General features: G+C 72.2%; 13 protein-coding genes. 3 read left to right on the top strand and 10 right to left on the bottom strand.

Annotated features, from left to right (window positions below; all coding sequences use genetic code 11):
* Positions 1 to 12 precede the first annotated feature (12 nt).
* The 7 genes from ACZ7DE_RS23245 to pdhA all read right to left on the bottom strand — a co-directional run bounded on the left by ACZ7DE_RS23245 (position 13) and on the right by pdhA (position 8,179).
* Entirely contained in the window at positions 13 to 879 is an 867-nt protein-coding gene (locus ACZ7DE_RS23245) for a 3-hydroxyacyl-CoA dehydrogenase family protein (protein WP_470764104.1), read from the bottom strand.
* Positions 876 to 1,712, bottom strand: coding sequence for an enoyl-CoA hydratase/isomerase family protein (locus ACZ7DE_RS23250; RefSeq protein ID WP_470764106.1), 837 nt, complete (start codon positions 1,710 to 1,712; stop codon positions 876 to 878). The genes ACZ7DE_RS23245 and ACZ7DE_RS23250 overlap by 4 nt, the downstream gene beginning before the upstream one ends.
* Positions 1,709 to 2,890, bottom strand: a complete 1,182-nt coding sequence (locus tag ACZ7DE_RS23255) for a thiolase family protein (protein ID WP_470764108.1) — start codon at positions 2,888 to 2,890, stop codon at positions 1,709 to 1,711. The genes ACZ7DE_RS23250 and ACZ7DE_RS23255 overlap by 4 nt, the downstream gene beginning before the upstream one ends.
* Positions 2,880 to 4,577, bottom strand: a complete 1,698-nt coding sequence (gene paaN / locus ACZ7DE_RS23260) for a phenylacetic acid degradation protein PaaN (RefSeq protein ID WP_470764110.1) — start codon at positions 4,575 to 4,577, stop codon at positions 2,880 to 2,882. The genes ACZ7DE_RS23255 and paaN overlap by 11 nt, the downstream gene beginning before the upstream one ends.
* Before the next feature lie 76 nt (positions 4,578 to 4,653).
* Positions 4,654 to 6,036, bottom strand: a complete 1,383-nt coding sequence (locus ACZ7DE_RS23265) for a dihydrolipoamide acetyltransferase family protein (RefSeq protein WP_470764112.1) — start codon at positions 6,034 to 6,036, stop codon at positions 4,654 to 4,656.
* Entirely contained in the window at positions 6,033 to 7,052 is a 1,020-nt protein-coding gene (locus ACZ7DE_RS23270) for an alpha-ketoacid dehydrogenase subunit beta (RefSeq protein WP_470764114.1), read from the bottom strand. Before ACZ7DE_RS23270 ends, ACZ7DE_RS23265 begins: the two co-directional genes overlap by 4 nt.
* Before the next feature lie 5 nt (positions 7,053 to 7,057).
* On the bottom strand, positions 7,058 to 8,179 hold the full coding sequence (gene pdhA / locus ACZ7DE_RS23275; protein ID WP_470764116.1) for a pyruvate dehydrogenase (acetyl-transferring) E1 component subunit alpha: 1,122 nt from the start codon (positions 8,177 to 8,179) through the stop codon (positions 7,058 to 7,060).
* 121 nt (positions 8,180 to 8,300) lie between these two features.
* On the opposite strand from pdhA, the gene ACZ7DE_RS23280 reads away from it, so the two are divergent.
* Positions 8,301 to 8,801 (top strand): Lrp/AsnC family transcriptional regulator, encoded by a 501-nt coding sequence (locus tag ACZ7DE_RS23280; protein ID WP_470764118.1) that lies wholly within the window; start codon positions 8,301 to 8,303, stop codon positions 8,799 to 8,801.
* 12 nt (positions 8,802 to 8,813) lie between these two features.
* Here ACZ7DE_RS23280 and ACZ7DE_RS23285 read toward each other — a convergent pair whose 3' ends face one another.
* Both ACZ7DE_RS23285 and hisC read right to left on the bottom strand, forming a co-directional pair.
* Entirely contained in the window at positions 8,814 to 10,511 is a 1,698-nt protein-coding gene (locus ACZ7DE_RS23285; protein WP_470764120.1) for an aldehyde dehydrogenase family protein, read from the bottom strand.
* 5 nt (positions 10,512 to 10,516) lie between these two features.
* Positions 10,517 to 11,563, bottom strand: a complete 1,047-nt coding sequence (hisC, locus tag ACZ7DE_RS23290) for a histidinol-phosphate transaminase (protein ID WP_470764124.1) — start codon at positions 11,561 to 11,563, stop codon at positions 10,517 to 10,519.
* 342 nt (positions 11,564 to 11,905) lie between these two features.
* Between hisC and ACZ7DE_RS23295 the strand changes: the two genes are divergently transcribed.
* A complete protein-coding gene (locus ACZ7DE_RS23295) occupies positions 11,906 to 12,565 on the top strand; it encodes a hypothetical protein (protein WP_470764126.1) in 660 nt (219 codons plus the stop codon).
* Between the two features lie 142 nt (positions 12,566 to 12,707).
* Here the strand turns inward: ACZ7DE_RS23295 and ACZ7DE_RS23300 are convergent, their stop codons facing one another.
* Positions 12,708 to 14,174 carry a non-reducing end alpha-L-arabinofuranosidase family hydrolase gene (locus ACZ7DE_RS23300; RefSeq protein WP_470764128.1) on the bottom strand — a complete coding sequence of 489 codons (1,467 nt, stop codon included), beginning with the start codon at positions 14,172 to 14,174 and terminating at the stop codon, positions 12,708 to 12,710.
* Between the two features lie 626 nt (positions 14,175 to 14,800).
* Here ACZ7DE_RS23300 and ACZ7DE_RS23305 point away from each other — a divergent pair.
* Entirely contained in the window at positions 14,801 to 16,231 is a 1,431-nt protein-coding gene (locus ACZ7DE_RS23305) for an endo-1,4-beta-xylanase (RefSeq protein ID WP_470764129.1), read from the top strand.
* Positions 16,232 to 16,439: the final 208 nt, after the last annotated feature.

Genomic DNA, 16,439 nt, shown 5'->3' on the forward strand with positions numbered 1-16,439 from the left:
GCGGTCTTTCGCTCACTGCCATCGGTAGAACCCCTGACCGGTCTTGCGGCCCAGCTCACCGCGGGCGACCTTCTCCCGCAGCAGGCGGGGCGGGGCGAACCGCTCGCCGAGCGTCGCGTGCAGGTGTTCCGCGATGGCGAGCCGTACGTCGAGTCCCACCACGTCCGTCAGCCGCAGCGGGCCCATCGGGTGCCGGTAGCCGAGGCGCATGGCCGTGTCGATGGCCTCCGGGTCGGCCACGCCTTCCTCGACCATGCGGATCGCCTCGAGACCGAGCGCGAGGCCGAGGCGGCTGCTGGCGAACCCGGGCGAGTCCTTGACGACGACCTCCTGCTTGCCGAGGGCGTGCGTCCAGCGGACGGCCGCGGCCCGGGTCGCTTCGGTCGTGTCGGGGGCCAGGACCAGTTCGACGAGGGCGGAGACGGGCACGGGGTTGAAGAAGTGCATCCCCAGGAACCGCCCGGGACGCCGCAGCGCCGCGGCCAGTCCGGTGACGGACAGGGAACTGGTGTTGCTGGCCAGCACGCATCCGTCGTGCACGGCCCCCTCGGCGGCGATGAGCAACTCGGCCTTGAGAGGCGCGATTTCCGGGACTGCCTCGACGACCAGGTCGGCGTCGTGGGGCAGTTGGGCGGTCGATGAGACGACGGCGACGCGGTCCGGCACTCCGAGGTCCGACGGCCCGGCGAGCGTCCCGCGCTCGGCCGCCTGCCGAAGTCCCGTGCCGATCCGCTCCATCGCGGCGGCGGCCGCGGAGCCGTCGCGCTCCACGACGACCACGCGCGATCCGGCAGCCGCGAACGACTGGGCGATGCCAGCGCCCATACGACCGCCGCCGATCACCCCCACCACGGGGGGTGGTGCTGCTGCCGAGGTCATGCCCGGCCTCCCTTCTTCTCCAGGAAGCGCGTCATGCGCTCCTGCTTGTCGGGGCTCTCGAAGAGCACCGCCTGGGCGAGGTCGTCGGCCACGGGATGCGGGCCCGAGGCGTCGGTGACGAGCTTCGTGAGCCGCAGGGCGAGTGCCGAGGAGCGGGCCATCCGGTCGAGCAGCGCGTGTGCCTCGGCGGTCAGCCGGTCCGTCGGCACGACGTCCATGACCAGCCCGCAGGCGAGTGCGGCCCGGGCGTCGAGGGTGCGTCCGGCGAGCAGGACCTGCTTGGCCACGGACTCGCCGACGAGTTCGCGCAGCCGCCAGCACGCACCGGCGGCGGCGAGGATGCCCAGGCCCGGTTCCGGGTTGCCGAAGACCGCGTTCGGCCCGGCGATCCTGAGGTCGCAGGCGTACGCCAGCTCGGCGCCGCCCCCCAGAGCCCAGCCGGGCACAGCGGCCACGGTGGGCAGCGGGAGCCTGCGCACCCGCTCGAACAGCCGGCTGTTGATCCCCTCCAGCGCCTCGTCCCGGCCGCGCCGCCGCAGTTCGCCGATGTCGGCGCCGCCGGCGAAGACCCCGCCGTGCCCGGCGAGCAGGAGCAGCTTCGGGGCGCGCTCCAACTCCTCGCACACGCGGTGGAGTTCAGCGACCATGCGGCCGTTGACGGCGTTGCGGGCGGCGGGCCGGCGGAGCGTGACGACCACCCGGTCCGCGTGCTCCTCGACCGACAGCGTCTCGTACGGCGGTTTCCCGTCCGGGGTTTTCCCGTCCGGCGGGTGCACGTGCGCCGGGTGCGCGGACGCCGGCGTCTCGGAAGAGGCTTTCTCGCGCGTGTTCATACGCGCTCCACGAGCATGGCCACGCCCTGTCCGACCCCGACGCAGAGGGTCGCCAGGCCTCGTCGGCCGCCCTCCCGTTCCAGTCGGCCCAGCAGGGTGAGCAGGATGCGGGCGCCGGAGCAGCCCAGGGGGTGGCCGAGGGCGATGGCGCCGCCGTCGGCGTTGACGCGGTCCGGGTCGAGCTTGAGCCGGTGCATGACCGCGAGGGCCTGGGCGGCGAAGGCCTCGTTGAGTTCGATCGCGTCGAGGTCCTCGGCCGTCCAGCCGGCCCGCTCCAGGGCCTTGGCGGTGGCCGGCACCGGGCCGAGCCCCATCAGGTGGGGTTCGACGCCGGCCGAGGCGGCGGTGACGACCCGGGCCCGGGGAGTCAGCCCGTGGCGCTCCACCGCCGCCTCGCTCGCCACCACCAGGGCGGCGGCCCCGTCGGACAGCGGCGAGGAGTTGCCCGCCGTGACGATGCCGCCGGGGCGGAAGGCGGTGCGCAGTCCGCTCAGCTTCTCCAACGTGGTGGTCGGGCGCGGTCCTTCGTCCTCGGTCATCTCACCGTCCGTCAACGGCACCGGGACGATCTCCGCCGTGAAGCGGCCCGCCGCCTGCGCAGCCACCGCGCGACGGTGGCTGCGCAGCGCGAAGGAGTCCGCGTCCAGGCGGCTGATGCCGTCCAGGGCGGCGACCTCCTCCGCGGTCTCGCCCATCGACAAGGTCGTCGTCCCGGGGAAGCGGGGGTTGGTGAAGCGCCAGCCGAGGGAGGTGTCGTGGACGTCACCGGGCCGGGCCCAGGGCGTGCCGGGCTTGGCCATCACCCAGGGTGCACGGGTCATCGACTCGACCCCGCCGGCCACGACCAGCTCCGCCTCGCCCGCACGTATGGACTGCGCGGCGGACGCGACGGCCGTGAGTCCGGAGGCGCACAGCCGGTTGACGGTGTATCCGGGCACGGTGTGCGGAAGTCCCGCCAGCAGTACGGCCATCCGCGCGACGTCCCGGTTGTCCTCGCCGGCCTGGTTCGCGGCGCCGAGGATCACCTCGTCCACGGAGTCGGCCGGTGCCCCGGCGCGTCGCACGGCCTCGCCGACGACGAGCGCGGCCAGGTCGTCGGGGCGCACCGGGGCCAGCGCCCCGCCGTAACGGCCCTGCGGGGTACGGGCCCCGTCGATCAGATAGACCTCATCGGACATCGGCGTGCTCCTCGGCGGGGGCGTGACGGCGGGACTGCAGGACGGCGAACCGGCCGGTGACGAACGCCGGGTCGGTCAGGGTCGCGTTGGCGGCCGGGTTGGCCGACGTGCCGTGGAAGTCGCTGAAGGCGGCGGACTGGTTGGGGAACACCTCGCCGGTCAGGTTCTCCGACAGGTGCACCCCCGCCTCCAGGGCCGTCGCACGCGCCGCCGCCAGCACCTCCCCGCCCGTCGTGTACACGCAGGCGGTGAGCGCGCCGTGGCACCGTACGGTGTCGTGCAGGACGCGCAGGGAGTGCGCGGTGTCGTCGGTGGCGATGACGAAGGAGACCGGCCCGAACCACTCGCTGGTGTAGGTCTTCTCGTCGGCCTCGGCGTCGAGCTGGGCCACCAGCGGGGTGCGGACGACGGCGTCCGGGTGGTCGGGGTGCGTCACGGCCCGCGAGGGACGGGCGGTACGGCCCAGGGCGGCCGCCTCCTCCAGACGCGCGAGGACCGAGCCGTTCACGATCGCGCCGAGGGTGGCGGTGGCGCGGGCCCGGTCGCCGAGCAGGTCGTCCAGCGCGGAGCCCAGATCCGCGGTGAACTCGTCGGCCGTGCGCGGCCCTTGGTCGGTCGGAAACCCGTCACGGGGCACCAGGATGTTCTGGGGGGTGGTGCACATCTGCCCGCTGTAGAGCGACAGCGAGAACGCGAGGTTGCGCAGCAGCCCGGTGTAGTCGTCGGTGGAGTCCACGACGACGGTGTTGAGACCCGCCTTCTCCGTGTGCACGACGGCCTGGCGGGCGTTGGTCTCCAGCCAGTCGCCGAACTCGCTGGAACCGGTGAAGTCCACGATCCGTACGTCGGGGTGGGTGGCCAGGGCGGGAGCGGTGCGCTCCTCGGGCCGTGAGGCGGCCAGCAGCACCACGTCCGGGTCGAAGCCGGCCTCCGCCAGCACCTCACGGGCGATCCGCACGGTGATCGCCAGCGGCAGCACGGCCCGCCGGTGCGGCTTGACGATCACCGGGTTTCCGGTGACCAGGCTCGCGAAGAAGCCCGGATAGCCGTTCCAGGTGGGGAAGGTGTTGCAGGCGACGAGCACGGCCACGCCCCGGCCGACCGGGGTGTAGGTCTTGTCCATGACCAGCGGGCCGCCCCGTCGCCGGGGCTTGCTCCAGCGCGCGGTGGCCGGATGGCGCCGCTGCGCCTCCCAGGCGTACGCCACCGCTTCGAGGCCGCGGTCCTGGGCGTGCGGGCCGCCCGCCTGGAAGGCCATCACGAAGGGCTGGCCGGTGGTGTGCTGGACGGCGTGCGCGATCTCGAAGCTCGCCGCGTTGAGGCGGGTCAGGATCTCGGCCGCCACGCCGGCCCGGACGTCGGGGCTCGCCGAACGCCACGCCGGAGCAGCGGACTTGGCCGTCGCCACGGCGGCCTCGGGCGTCAGATGCGGGTAGCTGACGCCGAGGGGGAAGCCGTACGGCGACATCTCCGTGGCCGGGACGGTGCCGGTGGTGGGGTGCCCGTCGAGCGGGAACGGGCGGTCGAGGAGGGCGCGGAAGGCCGCCTCGCCCGACTCCGGCGCTCCGGCCCCGTACGCCGAGGCGCTGGGGGTTTCGGGATAGGGCGTCCAGTGGCCGCGGTCGGTGGTGCGGGCCAGGGCCTGTTCGAGCAGGTCCGCGTGGCGGGCGTAGAAGGCTGATGACATGGAAGCTCCAGGCCGAACGTTCGGTCGGGTGGTGGGTGGAGTGCGCCCAGGGTGACGCGGCAGAAGAGGAGGTCGATCAGATGTCGGCGAGCAGGACTGCCGGGCGTTCCACGCAGTCGGCCACGAATCGCAGGAAGCCGCCGGCGGTGCCGCCGTCGCAGACCCGGTGGTCGAAGCTGAACGACAGCTGCGTGACCTTGCGGACGGTGAGCGCGCCGTCCACCGCCCAGGGCTTGTCGACGATGCGGCCCACGCCGAGGATCGCCGCCTCCGGGTGGTTGATGATGGGCGTGGAGCCGTCGACGCCGAACACGCCGTAGTTGTTGAGGGTGAAGGTGCCCCCGGTCAGCCGGTCGGTCGGGAGGCTGCCGGTCCGGGCCAGCTCGGTCAACCGGGTCAGTTCCGCGGCCAGTTGGACCGTCGTGAGCCGGTGGGCGTCCCGGACGACGGGGACGACGAGGCCGCGGTCGGTCTGGGCGGCGAAGCCCAGGTGCACCTCGTCGAAGCGCAGGATCTCCCGGCGCTCGGTGTCGACGGCCGAGTTGAGCTCGGGGTAGCGGCGCAGACCGGCGACGCAGATCCGGGCCAGCAGGGCCAACAGGCCGACGCGGCGGCCGGGTTCGGCGGCCTCCAGCGCCTTCTTGGCCTGGAGCAGGCCGGTCGCGTCCACGTCGACCCAGGTGGTGGCGTCGGGGATCTCGGTGCGACTGCGGGAGAGCTTGTCCGCGACGGCCTTGCGGACGCCTCGGAGCGGGATGCGGACGGGGCCGCCGGGGGCCGCCTCGGGTGTGGGCTGCGCGGGTGCGGGCTGCTGCGGGGGCGCGGGCGTCGGCCTGGGCTGTGCGGGCGTCGGCGCGCTCTCGGCCATGGCTCGTTCGACGTCCCGTCGCAGGACGATCCCGGCGGGACCGGACGGCGCGAGCGCGGTGAGGTCGATCCCGTGGTGCCGGGCCAGCCGCCGTACGAGCGGTGAGATGACACGGGGAGCATGCGCCTCGGCCGCAGGCGCCGTCCCGCCGGCCGGTGCCGTATCGGCCACCGGCGCGCCGATCGCCGTGGAGCCGGCACGTCGGCGGCGACGGCGCGGCGCCGGTTGGTGTCCGGTGCCGTACCCGATCAGGACGTTGCCGGAACCGGCCTGCTCCTCCTCGCGGTACCGCTCGGCGGCCGGCTCCGGGACGGCCGGCTCCGGTGTCGCGGGCGCCGCCGCTCCCACCGTGATCAGCGGTTCGCCCACCCCCAGCGGCGTTCCCGCCTCCGCGTGCAGCCGCAGCACCGTGCCCGCGTACGGCACCGGCACCTCGACCGCGGCCTTGGCGGTCTCCACCTCGACCACGATCTGGTCGATCGCCACGGTGTCGCCGACGGCGACCTTCCACTCGACGATCTCGGCGTCGGTGAGCCCCTCGCCGAGGTCGGGCAGCCGGAACAGCTGCTCGTCCAGCGTCTTGGCGCTCATGCGACCGCCCCCTTCACCAGGTGCCGGGTGTCCGGCTCGTCGGCGAACTGCAGACGGTCGACGGCGTCGAGGATCCGGTCGACGCCGGGAAGGTGCGCGTGCTCCAGCTTCGGCGGCGGATACGGGATGTCGAAGCCGGCCACCCGCAGCACGGGAGCGGCGAGCGAGTGGAAGCACCGCTCCTGCACCCGGGCGGCGATCTCCGCGCCGACCCCGGCGAAGCCCTGGGCCTCCTGCACGACCACGCAGCGTCCGGTCCTGCGCACCGACTCCGCGACCGTCTCGTCGTCGAAGGGCACCAGGGTCCGCAGGTCCACGACCTCCAGCTCGACGCCGTCCTCGGCGGCGGCCTCGGCCGCGGCCAGCGCCACCGGGACGGAGGGACCGTAGGCGACGAGGGTGGCGTCGCGCCCCGCCCGCCGGATCGCCGCCCGCCCGAACGGCAGCGCCCCGCGCGTCTGCAGGTCGGTGTCCTCGCGCGACCAGTACAGCTTCTTCGGCTCCAGGAACACCACCGGGTCGGGGTCGGCCACCGCGTCCCGCAGCAGCCAGTACGCGTCCTCGGCCGTGGCCGGGGTGACGACCTTGAGGCCGGGTGTGTGCGCGTAGTAGGCCTCACTGGAGTCGCAGTGGTGCTCGACTCCGCCGATCCCGCCGGCGTAGGGGATGCGGATCACCATCGGCAGGCCGATCCGTCCGCGGGTGCGGTTGCGCGTCTTGGCGACGTGCGAGGCGATCTGCTCGAACGCCGGGTAGGCGAACGCGTCGAACTGCATCTCCACCACGGGCCGGAAGCCGCCCATCGCCATGCCGACCGCCAGGCCGACGATGCCGGCCTCCGCGAGCGGGGTGTCGAAGCAGCGCTGCTCGCCGAAGTCGCGGGTCAGCCCGTCGGTGATGCGGAACACCCCGCCGAGCGGACCGACGTCCTCGCCGAAGACGAGGACCCTTTCGTCCTCGTGCAGCGCGTCGCGCAGGGCGGTGTTGAGCGCCTGCGCCATCGTGACCTTGGCCATGGTCGTCAGTCCTCCTGGGCCTGGGCGGATTCGGTGAGCTCGGCCGCCAACTGGGCACGTTGCTCGCGCAGTTGGGGCGTCGGCTCGGCGTAGACGTGGTCGAACAGCTCCAGCGGGTCGAGCACGGAGTCCGCGTTCATGCCGGCGCGCACCCGGGCCGCCAGCTCCTCGGCCTCCTCCCGCAGCGCCGCCACGTCCTCGTCGCAGAGCGCGCCGCGCGAGCGCAGGTACGCCTCCAGGCGGTCGACCGGGTCGGCGGCCCGCCACTGGTCGACCTCGCCGTCCTCCCGGTAGCGGGTGGCGTCGTCGGCGTTGGTGTGCGCGTCCATGCGGTAGGTGTGCGCCTCGACCAGGACGGGGCCGTGACCGGCGCGGGCGTGCTCGACGGCCGAGGTCAGCACCGCCAGCACCGCGACCAGGTCGTTGCCGTCGACCTGCTCGGAGCGCACCCCGTAGCCGATGCCCTTGTACGCCAGGGCGGGCGCCGCGGTCTGCCGGGTCAGCGGCACGGAGATCGCGTACTTGTTGTTCTGCACGAAGAAGACGACCGGGGCGCGGAAGACGGCCGCGAAGTTCAGCGCCTCGTGGAAGTCTCCCTCGCTGGTCGCCCCGTCCCCGACGAGCGCCATCGCCACCCCGTCCTCGCCCTTGCGGCGCAGGGACTCGGCCATGCCCGTCGCGTGCAGCACCTGGGTGGCCAGCGGGGTGCACTGGGGCGCGACACGGGTGGCGGCGGGGTCGTAGCCGCAGTGCCAGTCGCCGCGCAGCAGCGTCAGCACCTCGACCGGGTCGATGCCGCGCGTCACCAGGGCGACGGAGTCGCGGTAGGTCGGAAACAGCCAGTCGTCCGGGCGCAGTGCGAGCACGGCGCCGATCTGGCAGGCCTCCTGGCCACGGCTGGAGGGGTAGACCGCGAGGCGGCCCTGCTTGGTGAGGGCGGTCGCCTGGGTGTCGAACCTGCGGCCCAGCACCATGCGCCGCCAGGCGTCGAGCAGGGTCTCGACCTCGGGCTCGGTGTAGTCGGCCGGTCGTTTCGCGACTGGTGTGCCGTCCTCGGCCACGAACCGCACCGGCGTCAGGGACGGCAGGAGGCCCTGGACCGTCTGGCGGAGGCTCTTCACAGGCATGGGAGGGCACTCGCTTTCTCTGGACACTTGACAGGAGAATGGTGGCCATCGCGGAATATGTGTTCAATAGCTCGGCCGAAGCGGCGATGAACTGCCGAACATCGGGGTCTGGGAGGACAAAGTGTCCGAGGAAAACGCGCTGCCGGGGGCAGTGGCCGGACGAACTGCCGTCCCGCTCGACGACATCGACCGGCAGATCCTGAGCCGGCTCCTCGAGGACGGCCGGATCTCGGTCCGGGCCCTCGCCGAGCAGGTCCACATCTCTCGGGCGAACGCGTACACGCGCATCGGCCGGCTCGTGGCCGAGGACGTCATCACGGGCTTCACCGCGCAGCTCAACGCCCAGCGGGCGGGCCTGGGCACGAGCGCCTATGTGACGCTGGGCATCGACCAGGACGCCTGGCGCGACATCTCCCGTGAACTGCGTGAGATCCCGTACGTGGAACACGTCGCCCTCGTCGCCGGCGACCTCGACGTGCTGGTGCTGGTGAGGGCGCCGGACAACCTGGCGCTGCGCAAGGTGGTGCTGGAGAGCATCCAGGCGGTGCGGGGCGTGCGCTCCACCCGCACCTGGCTCGTCTTCGACGAGGTGCGGGGGCGCGGCGCCGCCTGGACGGACTGAGGACGGGTGCGGTCATACGTCGATGAGCGCGGCGGCGGCCTCGAGCCGGTCCGGTGCCGGGACGGCGGCCGTCGGCGGCGCGTGCCTCCGCGAGCGCACGACGCGGAACCGCCCGGTGACGAAGTGGGCGCCGCCGCCCGGCAGTTCGGCGAGGGCCGAGGACGGGTCGGCGGGCAGGTCGTCGAGGTTCTCCACCAGGTGCACCCCGGCGTCCAGCGCCGCGGTCTCGGCGGCCGCCAGCACCAACGGGTCGGTGGAGTGCACCGAGGCGTAGAGCGCCCCGTGCCGCGCCACCGTGCGGCGCAGCAGCGCCAGGCTGTGCGAGGTAGAGTCGGTGCCCACCAGGAAGGTCACCGGACCGGGCCACTCGCGCGTGTAGACCCGCTCGTCCGAGGCGCGCAGCCGCACCAGCAGCGGGCTGCGCAGATCGGCCTCCGGGTGGTCGGGGTGCGGCACGGGGCCGGAGGCGTGCACGACCGGGCCGTACCGCGCGGCCTCCGTCAGGGCGCCCCGTACCTCGTCGGAGGTGACCGCGCCCAACACCCTTGCCGCGCGGGCGGGATGACCCAGCAGCCGGTCGACGGCGTCGCCGAGGTCGGCCCCGAGGTCCCGCAGTGTTCTGTGCCCTTCGTCGGTGCTCAGGCCCCGCTCCGGTACCAGGATGTTCTGCGGCGTGGTCCGCACCGTGCCGTTGCACCGGCACGAGGAGAGGGCGAGCGCCCGTACCAGGCCCCGGTAGTCGTCGGTCGAGTCCACGACCATGGTGTTCAGTCCGGTCCGGTCGGCGAACACGGCGGCCTGCCGGGCGTGTTGCTCCAGCCAGTCGGCGAAGCGCGCCGAGCCCGTGAAGTCGACGATGCGCACCGCAGGGTGCGTGGCCAGCTGCCGGTGCACCTGCCGCTCGGGTTCCGCCACCGCCAGGGTCACGAGGTCGGGGGAGTGACCGGCCTCCGCCAGTACCTGCCGGGCGACCCGCACCGTGATCGCCAGCGGCAGCACCGAGTGCGGGTGCGGAGCGACGACCACCGGGTTGCCGGTCACCAGGCTGGCGAACAGGCCCGGACAACCGTTCCAGAGCGGGAAGTCGGGACAGCCGACGAGCAGCGACACCCCACGGGGCACCAGGACGCAGGTGCCCCGCAGCGCGCGTGGCAGCCCGCCTCGTTCGGCGCTCTCCCAGTGCAGGTCGGCGGGGAGTCGTTCCGACTCGGCGAAGGCGCGGGCCACCGCTTCCAGGGCACGGTCCTGGGCGTGCGGCCCGGCGGCGTGAAAGGCCGCTCGCAGGGACTGGCCGGTGGTGTGGTGCACCGCGAGGGCCAGTTCGTGGCTGCGGGTGTTGAGCCGGCGCAGGATCTCCACGGCGAGCCCGGCGCGCTCGTGCGGCCCGGCGACCCGCCAGCCGGCCGCAGCCCGCTCGGCGGCCGCGACCAGCGCCGCGGGGTCACAGCGGGGGTAGGCGACGGCCGGACCGGCGGCGTACGGCGACGACTCCGTGCGCACGAGGCCGAGGCCGCCGGGCTGCCCCAGGTCGAAGGGCCGTCCCAGCAGCGAGCGGAACACCTTTCGCGCCGTGCGGGTCGACCTCATGCCCGCGTCGGCCGCGTCCTGACCGGTCGCCTCGGTGAAGGGGCGACGGCACTCGCCGGCGGCGATCGCGCGGACGACGCTCTGCAGCAGCTCGCCGTGGCGCTCGTAGGGACCGGGACGCACGGCCGTCAGCCTCTCGGGCTCGTCGCGAGTGCGAGCAGGGCGTCGTTCTCCTCCGGCAGCCCGATCGTCACCCGTACGCCCTCGCCGGGGAACGGCCGGACCACGACCTTCCCGTCGGCGCAACGCCGGGCGAACCGCGCGCTGTCGTCGCCGAGCGGCAGCCAGACGAAGTTGGACTGCGAGTCGGGCACGTCATGGCCGAGCGCCCGCAACCCCTCGGTGACACGCTCGCGTTCGGTGACCGTGAGGGCGGCCCGCCGGGCGACCTCCGCGCCCTCGCCGAGGGCGACGACCGCGGCCCGCTGGGCGAGCGCGCTGACGCTGAACGGCACCTGCGTGCGGCGCACGTGCGCGGCGATCCCGGGCGGCGCGACGCAGTAGCCGACCCGGAGTCCCGCCAGTCCGTACGCCTTCGAGAAGGTCCGCAGCACCGCCACGTTCGGCCGGTCCCCGAGCAGGGCGAGGCCGTCGGGGACCCGGTCGGGATCGGCGTACTCCCGGTACGCCTCGTCGACGACGATCAGCACGTCCCGCGGCACCCGGTCCGCGAAGTCGGTCAGGGCCCGCGTACCGACAGCCGTGGACGTCGGGTTGTTGGGGTTGCACACGAAGACCAGCCGGGTACGGGCGGTGATCGCCGCGGCCATGGCGTCGAGGTCGAGGGCATGGTCGCGCAGCGGCACCCGCACCGCCGTACCGCCCGCCACGGCGGTGAGGATCGGATACGCCTCGAACGACCGCCAGCCGAAGACGACCTCGTCGCCGGGTCCCACGACGGTGTGCAGCAACTGCCCGCACACCTCGGAGGAACCCGCGCCCACCGCGATCCGGTCCGGCTCGACCCCGTGGTGCGCCGCCAGGGCCTCGACCAGCGAGGCGGCGTGCAGATCGGGGTACCGCGACACGCCGCCGGCGGCCTCCGCGAGGGTCGCGGCCACCCCCGGCAGCAACCCGTAGGGGGACTCGTTGCTGGCCAGCACGATGGCCCCGGGCAGTTTGCGGCCCGGAACGTAGGCGGGCAGCTGGGACAGGGACGCACGGACACGCACCATGCTGGTCTCGCTTCTGCAGCGCTGGGGCCCGAGGCCTGGCCGTCGGGCACTTGACAGGCAAATCGTGGAGAGAGGACGACAGGCGTTCAACCGTTTGGAAAATTCGGCTACGAATCGCCGAAATCGAGGCGACTCTCAGGCAAACCGTCTCCCGGCGAGCCCCGCGGGACCTTTGCCGCGAGACGGACGGCACACCCTCTGCCGGACCCCGGGCCGCCTCCTTGATCACGGGACGGACACAGCGGGCCCCCGCTGCCCCCGGCGCGGGCGAGGCGCCAGCAGACTGCTCGCCGCCCGGGCCGCGCGGTGTCCGCACCCGTCCCGTTCCGATCGAGGGAGACCATGCACAGCACCCAGATCCGCTTCCGCCACGGAGCCCTGACGGCGGGCGCGGCGGTCCTCGCCCTGCTCGCCGTCGGCTGCTCGAAGGCGTCCGCGGGCGCGCAGACCGGCGGCTGCCGTGACGACGGCGACTGGTCGGGACGGCAGCAGGCCGCCTGGCTGCGGAGCGCGGTCGCCTTCCACGGGACGGCCGACGGGGCCGGACCGTCGCACGGCAAGGCATCGGTCGTCATCCACCCACGGCGTACGGGCGATGTCCGGGCGCTGTGCCGACCACTCGCCGTACAGGTCGAGTTCTGGGTCCTCACCGCCAGGACGACGGGGCCGGAGACGTCGTTCCTGATGCGCTACGGACTGTCCGTGGACGGCAGCAGCACCCGGACCGTCGCTTTCCCGAGCGGCCTGCCCACCGGACGGGACGGCACGTGCACCCGTGTCCTTGTCGCGGCGTACGCGGGCAGGCCCCTGGCCGGCAGGGAACTGCCGCGGGTGACAGGGGAATTGGCCACCGCCGAGGCCGCTCAGGTGCGGTTCGGGACGGAGCGGATCGGTGTGCACCGGCTGCTCCCGGCGCAGGACCCCGCACAGTGCGACGCGGACCGGTCGACGCCGAGCCCTTCACCCACCGGGTCGACGGGCTGGGACATCTACCATCCCTGACGTGGTCGCGGCGGGTGGTCGGCCCCGACCAGGTCAGGTGTGCCGCGCGCGACCCGGCGTCGTCGCGTGACCCGGGCGGGCTCGGCCTTCCGCCGAGCCCGCCACGCCGGCTCCCTGCCGGGGCCGGACTCGTGTCATACCGTCAGCGCCGCAGTGTGAGCAGACCCGGACGGTAGGGCAGGAGGCCGTAGTCGCCGCCGGAGTTGGGGCTGCGCCCCTGGTAGAGCAACTGCAGATTGCAGGGATCGACGGTCATGGTCTGATCGGCGCCGGTGCGGATCAGTTCGCCATGGCTGATGTCGTTGGTCCAGGTGGCACCACTGTTGGCCTTGCCGGCGAAGGGGTTGCTCTCGGTCGCGGCCTGGGGCGTCCATGAGCCGTTCAGACTGGTGGCCGTGAACGAGCGGAAGTAGCGGCCCTGCGAGCCGATCGCCTCGACGATCATGAGGTAGCGGTTCTGGCCCTGCAGCTTGTAGACCTGAGGGGCTTCGAACAGGTTGTTCGTCGTATCGCTCATGATCACTGTCGAGGTCGTTCCGAAGCTGCCCGGGAAGTTCCCGATCGGCATGCTCGCCCGGTAGATCTTGCCGTTGTCACCGGCGAAGAACAGGTACATGTTCGTCCCGTCACCGATGAGGGTCTGGTCGATGGGTCCTGTTCCGGAGCCGGAGATGCTGCCGGAGAAGAGCACCTGCTGGGATGACCAGCCATTGGGGTTGGTGGGGTCGCTCGACGTCCGGTAGGAGAAGGCGGTCCCGCCCCACTGGTAGGCGAGCACCCAGATGTTCTTCGGCGCGAAGTAGAAGAGCGTGGGCGCGACGGTGGAAGCCGACATCGTGTTCTGGCCGGCCGAGGCCATCTCCGACCAATTGGTGAACAGGCCGAAGTTCATCGAACCCCAACTCGTCCCCGTGTCGTGCGTCGTCGCGTAGACGAGTTGCCTGCCGTTGTAGGGGACGACGGTGAAGTCCTTGAGCGAGACCCACCCCGGCTTGGGCTGCGCCAGTGCGCCCGTCGACGTCCAACGGTAGGCCGACGGCAGCTCGCACGGGCCGGGATTCTCGCCGCCGGCCTTGACTAGCTGCCACTGCTGGTTGGTGCCGCCCCAGTCGTCGTACTGGACGATGTTCGCGTTGTCGGCGGTGGAGGCGCCTTGCACTTCGAGGGCCCTGTTGCTGTGGCGCGAGATGAACCTCACGTAGCCGTCCGAGCTGTCGGCCAGCCGCCACTGCTGGTTGGTGCCGTTCAGGTCGGCCCACTGGACGATCGAGCCGCCGTTCGCGGTGGACCAGTTGTGGACGTCCAGCACCTTGCCGGAGTGGCGGGACTTGATGCGGTAGTAGCCGCCCCCGGAATCGACGAACTGCCACTGCTGCTGGTTCTGGTCGTTCCTGGTCCACTGGGTGATGCGGGCGCCGTCGTCGGTCGCCATGTTGTACACGTCCAGGGCCTTGCCGCTGTTGCGGTTGACCAGCACATACGAGGCGTTGGGGTCTACGGTCGCCGCGCCGGCGGGCTGGGCGCCGAGGAAGGCGGCCACGAGCAGCAGGGGCGCGAGGACGGCGAGCAATCGTCTGAGACGGACCGGGGACGGGTGGCGAAACCACATCAGAGGGCCTCCTTCGGGGGTGGGGGTGAAGTGACCCCGATGAACCGCGCAGTGGACGTGCCGGGGGACAGGGACGATCTCGAAAGTTTCGAAGAATTCCCGGATGATTCGACGTCACAAGCTAGGAATGCGGGGCCCTTCGGTCAAGGCCTGTCGCTGATCTGTCCACAAACAGCGCCTCCCCGCTGGGCCTGACGGGATGTCGCGCCAACCGGCCACACCCGTCCCGGCCAAGGCCCCGGCTCCGGTCCTACGGCATCCGCCGAGGGCGGCGCCGAGGGTTCGCCGTCCGGCCCGCCGGGACGGAAAGTTTCGGGCGAGGAACGGAAACTTCTTCTGCGGAGAGTGTTGACGATCCATCGTCAACACCTCAATCATCCCTTTCTGAGAGCCCGGCCGAGGGTCGAGATATCGAACGACTCCGGCCCCGAGCAACCGTTGCTGCACGGCAGATCCACGCACGACTGCACGGCAGAGCCGCAATCGTCCCGGTCCCATGACCGCGATGTCCGGTGATTCCGTGCTGCCCCGGTTCCGGCCCGTCCCGTCAGTCCGCCGACTGGGAGCGGACGACGCATTCCCCTGCGCTTCATCCCTTCCGTGATCTCTACCTTGGAGGCACAGTCATGGGCTCGTATGCCCTTCCCGGATCCGTTGTCCGCCGGAGGATCCGAGGCCTGTTGTTGACGCTGGTCGTCGGCGTCCTCGGCACGGTCGCCACACTGGTCGCGCCGCCGACCGCACACGCGGCCGAGAACACGCTCGGCGCCGCGGCGGCGCAGAGCGGCCGCTACTTCGGCACCGCCATCGCCTCGGGCCGGCTGGGCGACTCGGCGTACACGACGATCGCGGGCCGTGAGTTCAACTCGGTGACGGCCGAGAACGAGATGAAGATCGACGCCACCGAACCGCAGCGGGGCCAGTTCAACTTCACCGCCGGTGACCGCGTCTACAACTGGGCGGTGCAGAACGGCAAGCAGGTACGCGGCCACACCCTGGCCTGGCACTCCCAGCAGCCCGGCTGGATGCAGAGCCTCAGCGGCAGCACGCTGCGCCAGGCGATGATCAACCACATCAACGGTGTGATGGCCCACTACAAGGGCAAGATCGCCCAGTGGGACGTCGTGAACGAGGCCTTCGCCGACGGAAGTTCGGGAGCCCGCCGCGACTCCAACCTGCAACGCACCGGCAACGACTGGATCGAGGTCGCCTTCCGCACCGCGCGCACCGCCGACCCGGCCGCCAAGCTCTGCTACAACGACTACAACGTCGAGGACTGGACCTGGGCCAAAACCCAGGCCGTGTACAGCATGGTCCGGGACTTCAAGCAGCGCGGCGTGCCGATCGACTGCGTCGGCTTCCAGTCGCACTTCAACAGCGGCAGCCCCTACAACAGCAACTTCCGCACCACCCTGCAGAACTTCGCCGCCCTCGGCGTCGACGTGGCCGTCACCGAACTCGACATCCAGGGCGCCCCGGCCACGACCTACGCCAACGTGACCAACGACTGCCTGGCCGTCCCGCGCTGCCTCGGCATCACCGTCTGGGGTGTGCGCGACACCGACTCCTGGCGACCGGAGCACACACCGCTGCTGTTCAACGGCGACGGCAGCAAGAAGCCCGCCTACACCGCCGTCCTCAACGCACTCAACGGCGGCACCTCCACGCCCCCTTCGGATTCCGGACCGATCAAGGGCGTCGGTTCCGGCCGCTGCCTGGACGTGCCCGGCACCAGTACCGCCGACGGCACCCAGCTCAACCTGTGGGACTGCCACAACGGCACCAACCAGCAGTGGACGTACACCGCCGCCGGCGAGCTCCGGGTCTACGGCAACAAGTGCCTGGACGCCGCGGGCACCGGCAACGGCGCCAAAGTCCAGATCTACAGCTGCTGGGGCGGCGACAACCAGAAATGGCGCCTCAACTCCGACGGATCCGTCGTCGGCGTCCAGTCCGGCCTGTGCCTCGACGCCGTCGCGGGCGGCACCGCCAACGGCACCCTGATCCAGCTCTACTCCTGCTCGAACGGCAGCAACCAACGCTGGACCCGCACCTGATGGGGCCTGCCGCAAACGAAAGGGTGCATCGATGAAGACCTCCGGTGCGGCTTCCCCCGTCCCTTCCTGAAGCCATCGCCGACGGCCCCGGGTCGCCGCCGTGGTGGCGGCGACCCGGGGCCGCGACCGGGTGCGAGCTCTAGAAGAACCCGAGCTTCTTGGGGCTGTAGGAACAAAGGATGTTCTTCGTCTGCTGATGGTTAGGAGC

The organism is Streptomyces sp. NPDC037083 (assembly GCF_055606485.1).

Coding starts and splice junctions, on each gene's coding strand:
- ACZ7DE_RS23245 (WP_470764104.1), bottom strand. CDS start 879: ATGACCTCGGCAGCAGCACCACCCCCCGTGGTGGGGGTGATCGGCGGC.
- ACZ7DE_RS23250 (WP_470764106.1), bottom strand. CDS start 1,712: ATGAACACGCGCGAGAAAGCCTCTTCCGAGACGCCGGCGTCCGCGCAC.
- ACZ7DE_RS23255 (WP_470764108.1), bottom strand. CDS start 2,890: ATGTCCGATGAGGTCTATCTGATCGACGGGGCCCGTACCCCGCAGGGC.
- paaN (WP_470764110.1), bottom strand. CDS start 4,577: ATGTCATCAGCCTTCTACGCCCGCCACGCGGACCTGCTCGAACAGGCC.
- ACZ7DE_RS23265 (WP_470764112.1), bottom strand. CDS start 6,036: ATGAGCGCCAAGACGCTGGACGAGCAGCTGTTCCGGCTGCCCGACCTC.
- ACZ7DE_RS23270 (WP_470764114.1), bottom strand. CDS start 7,052: ATGGCCAAGGTCACGATGGCGCAGGCGCTCAACACCGCCCTGCGCGAC.
- pdhA (WP_470764116.1), bottom strand. CDS start 8,179: ATGCCTGTGAAGAGCCTCCGCCAGACGGTCCAGGGCCTCCTGCCGTCC.
- hisC (WP_470764124.1), bottom strand. CDS start 11,563: ATGGTGCGTGTCCGTGCGTCCCTGTCCCAGCTGCCCGCCTACGTTCCG.
- ACZ7DE_RS23295 (WP_470764126.1), top strand. CDS start 11,906: ATGCACAGCACCCAGATCCGCTTCCGCCACGGAGCCCTGACGGCGGGC.
- ACZ7DE_RS23300 (WP_470764128.1), bottom strand. CDS start 14,174: ATGTGGTTTCGCCACCCGTCCCCGGTCCGTCTCAGACGATTGCTCGCC.
- ACZ7DE_RS23305 (WP_470764129.1), top strand. CDS start 14,801: ATGGGCTCGTATGCCCTTCCCGGATCCGTTGTCCGCCGGAGGATCCGA.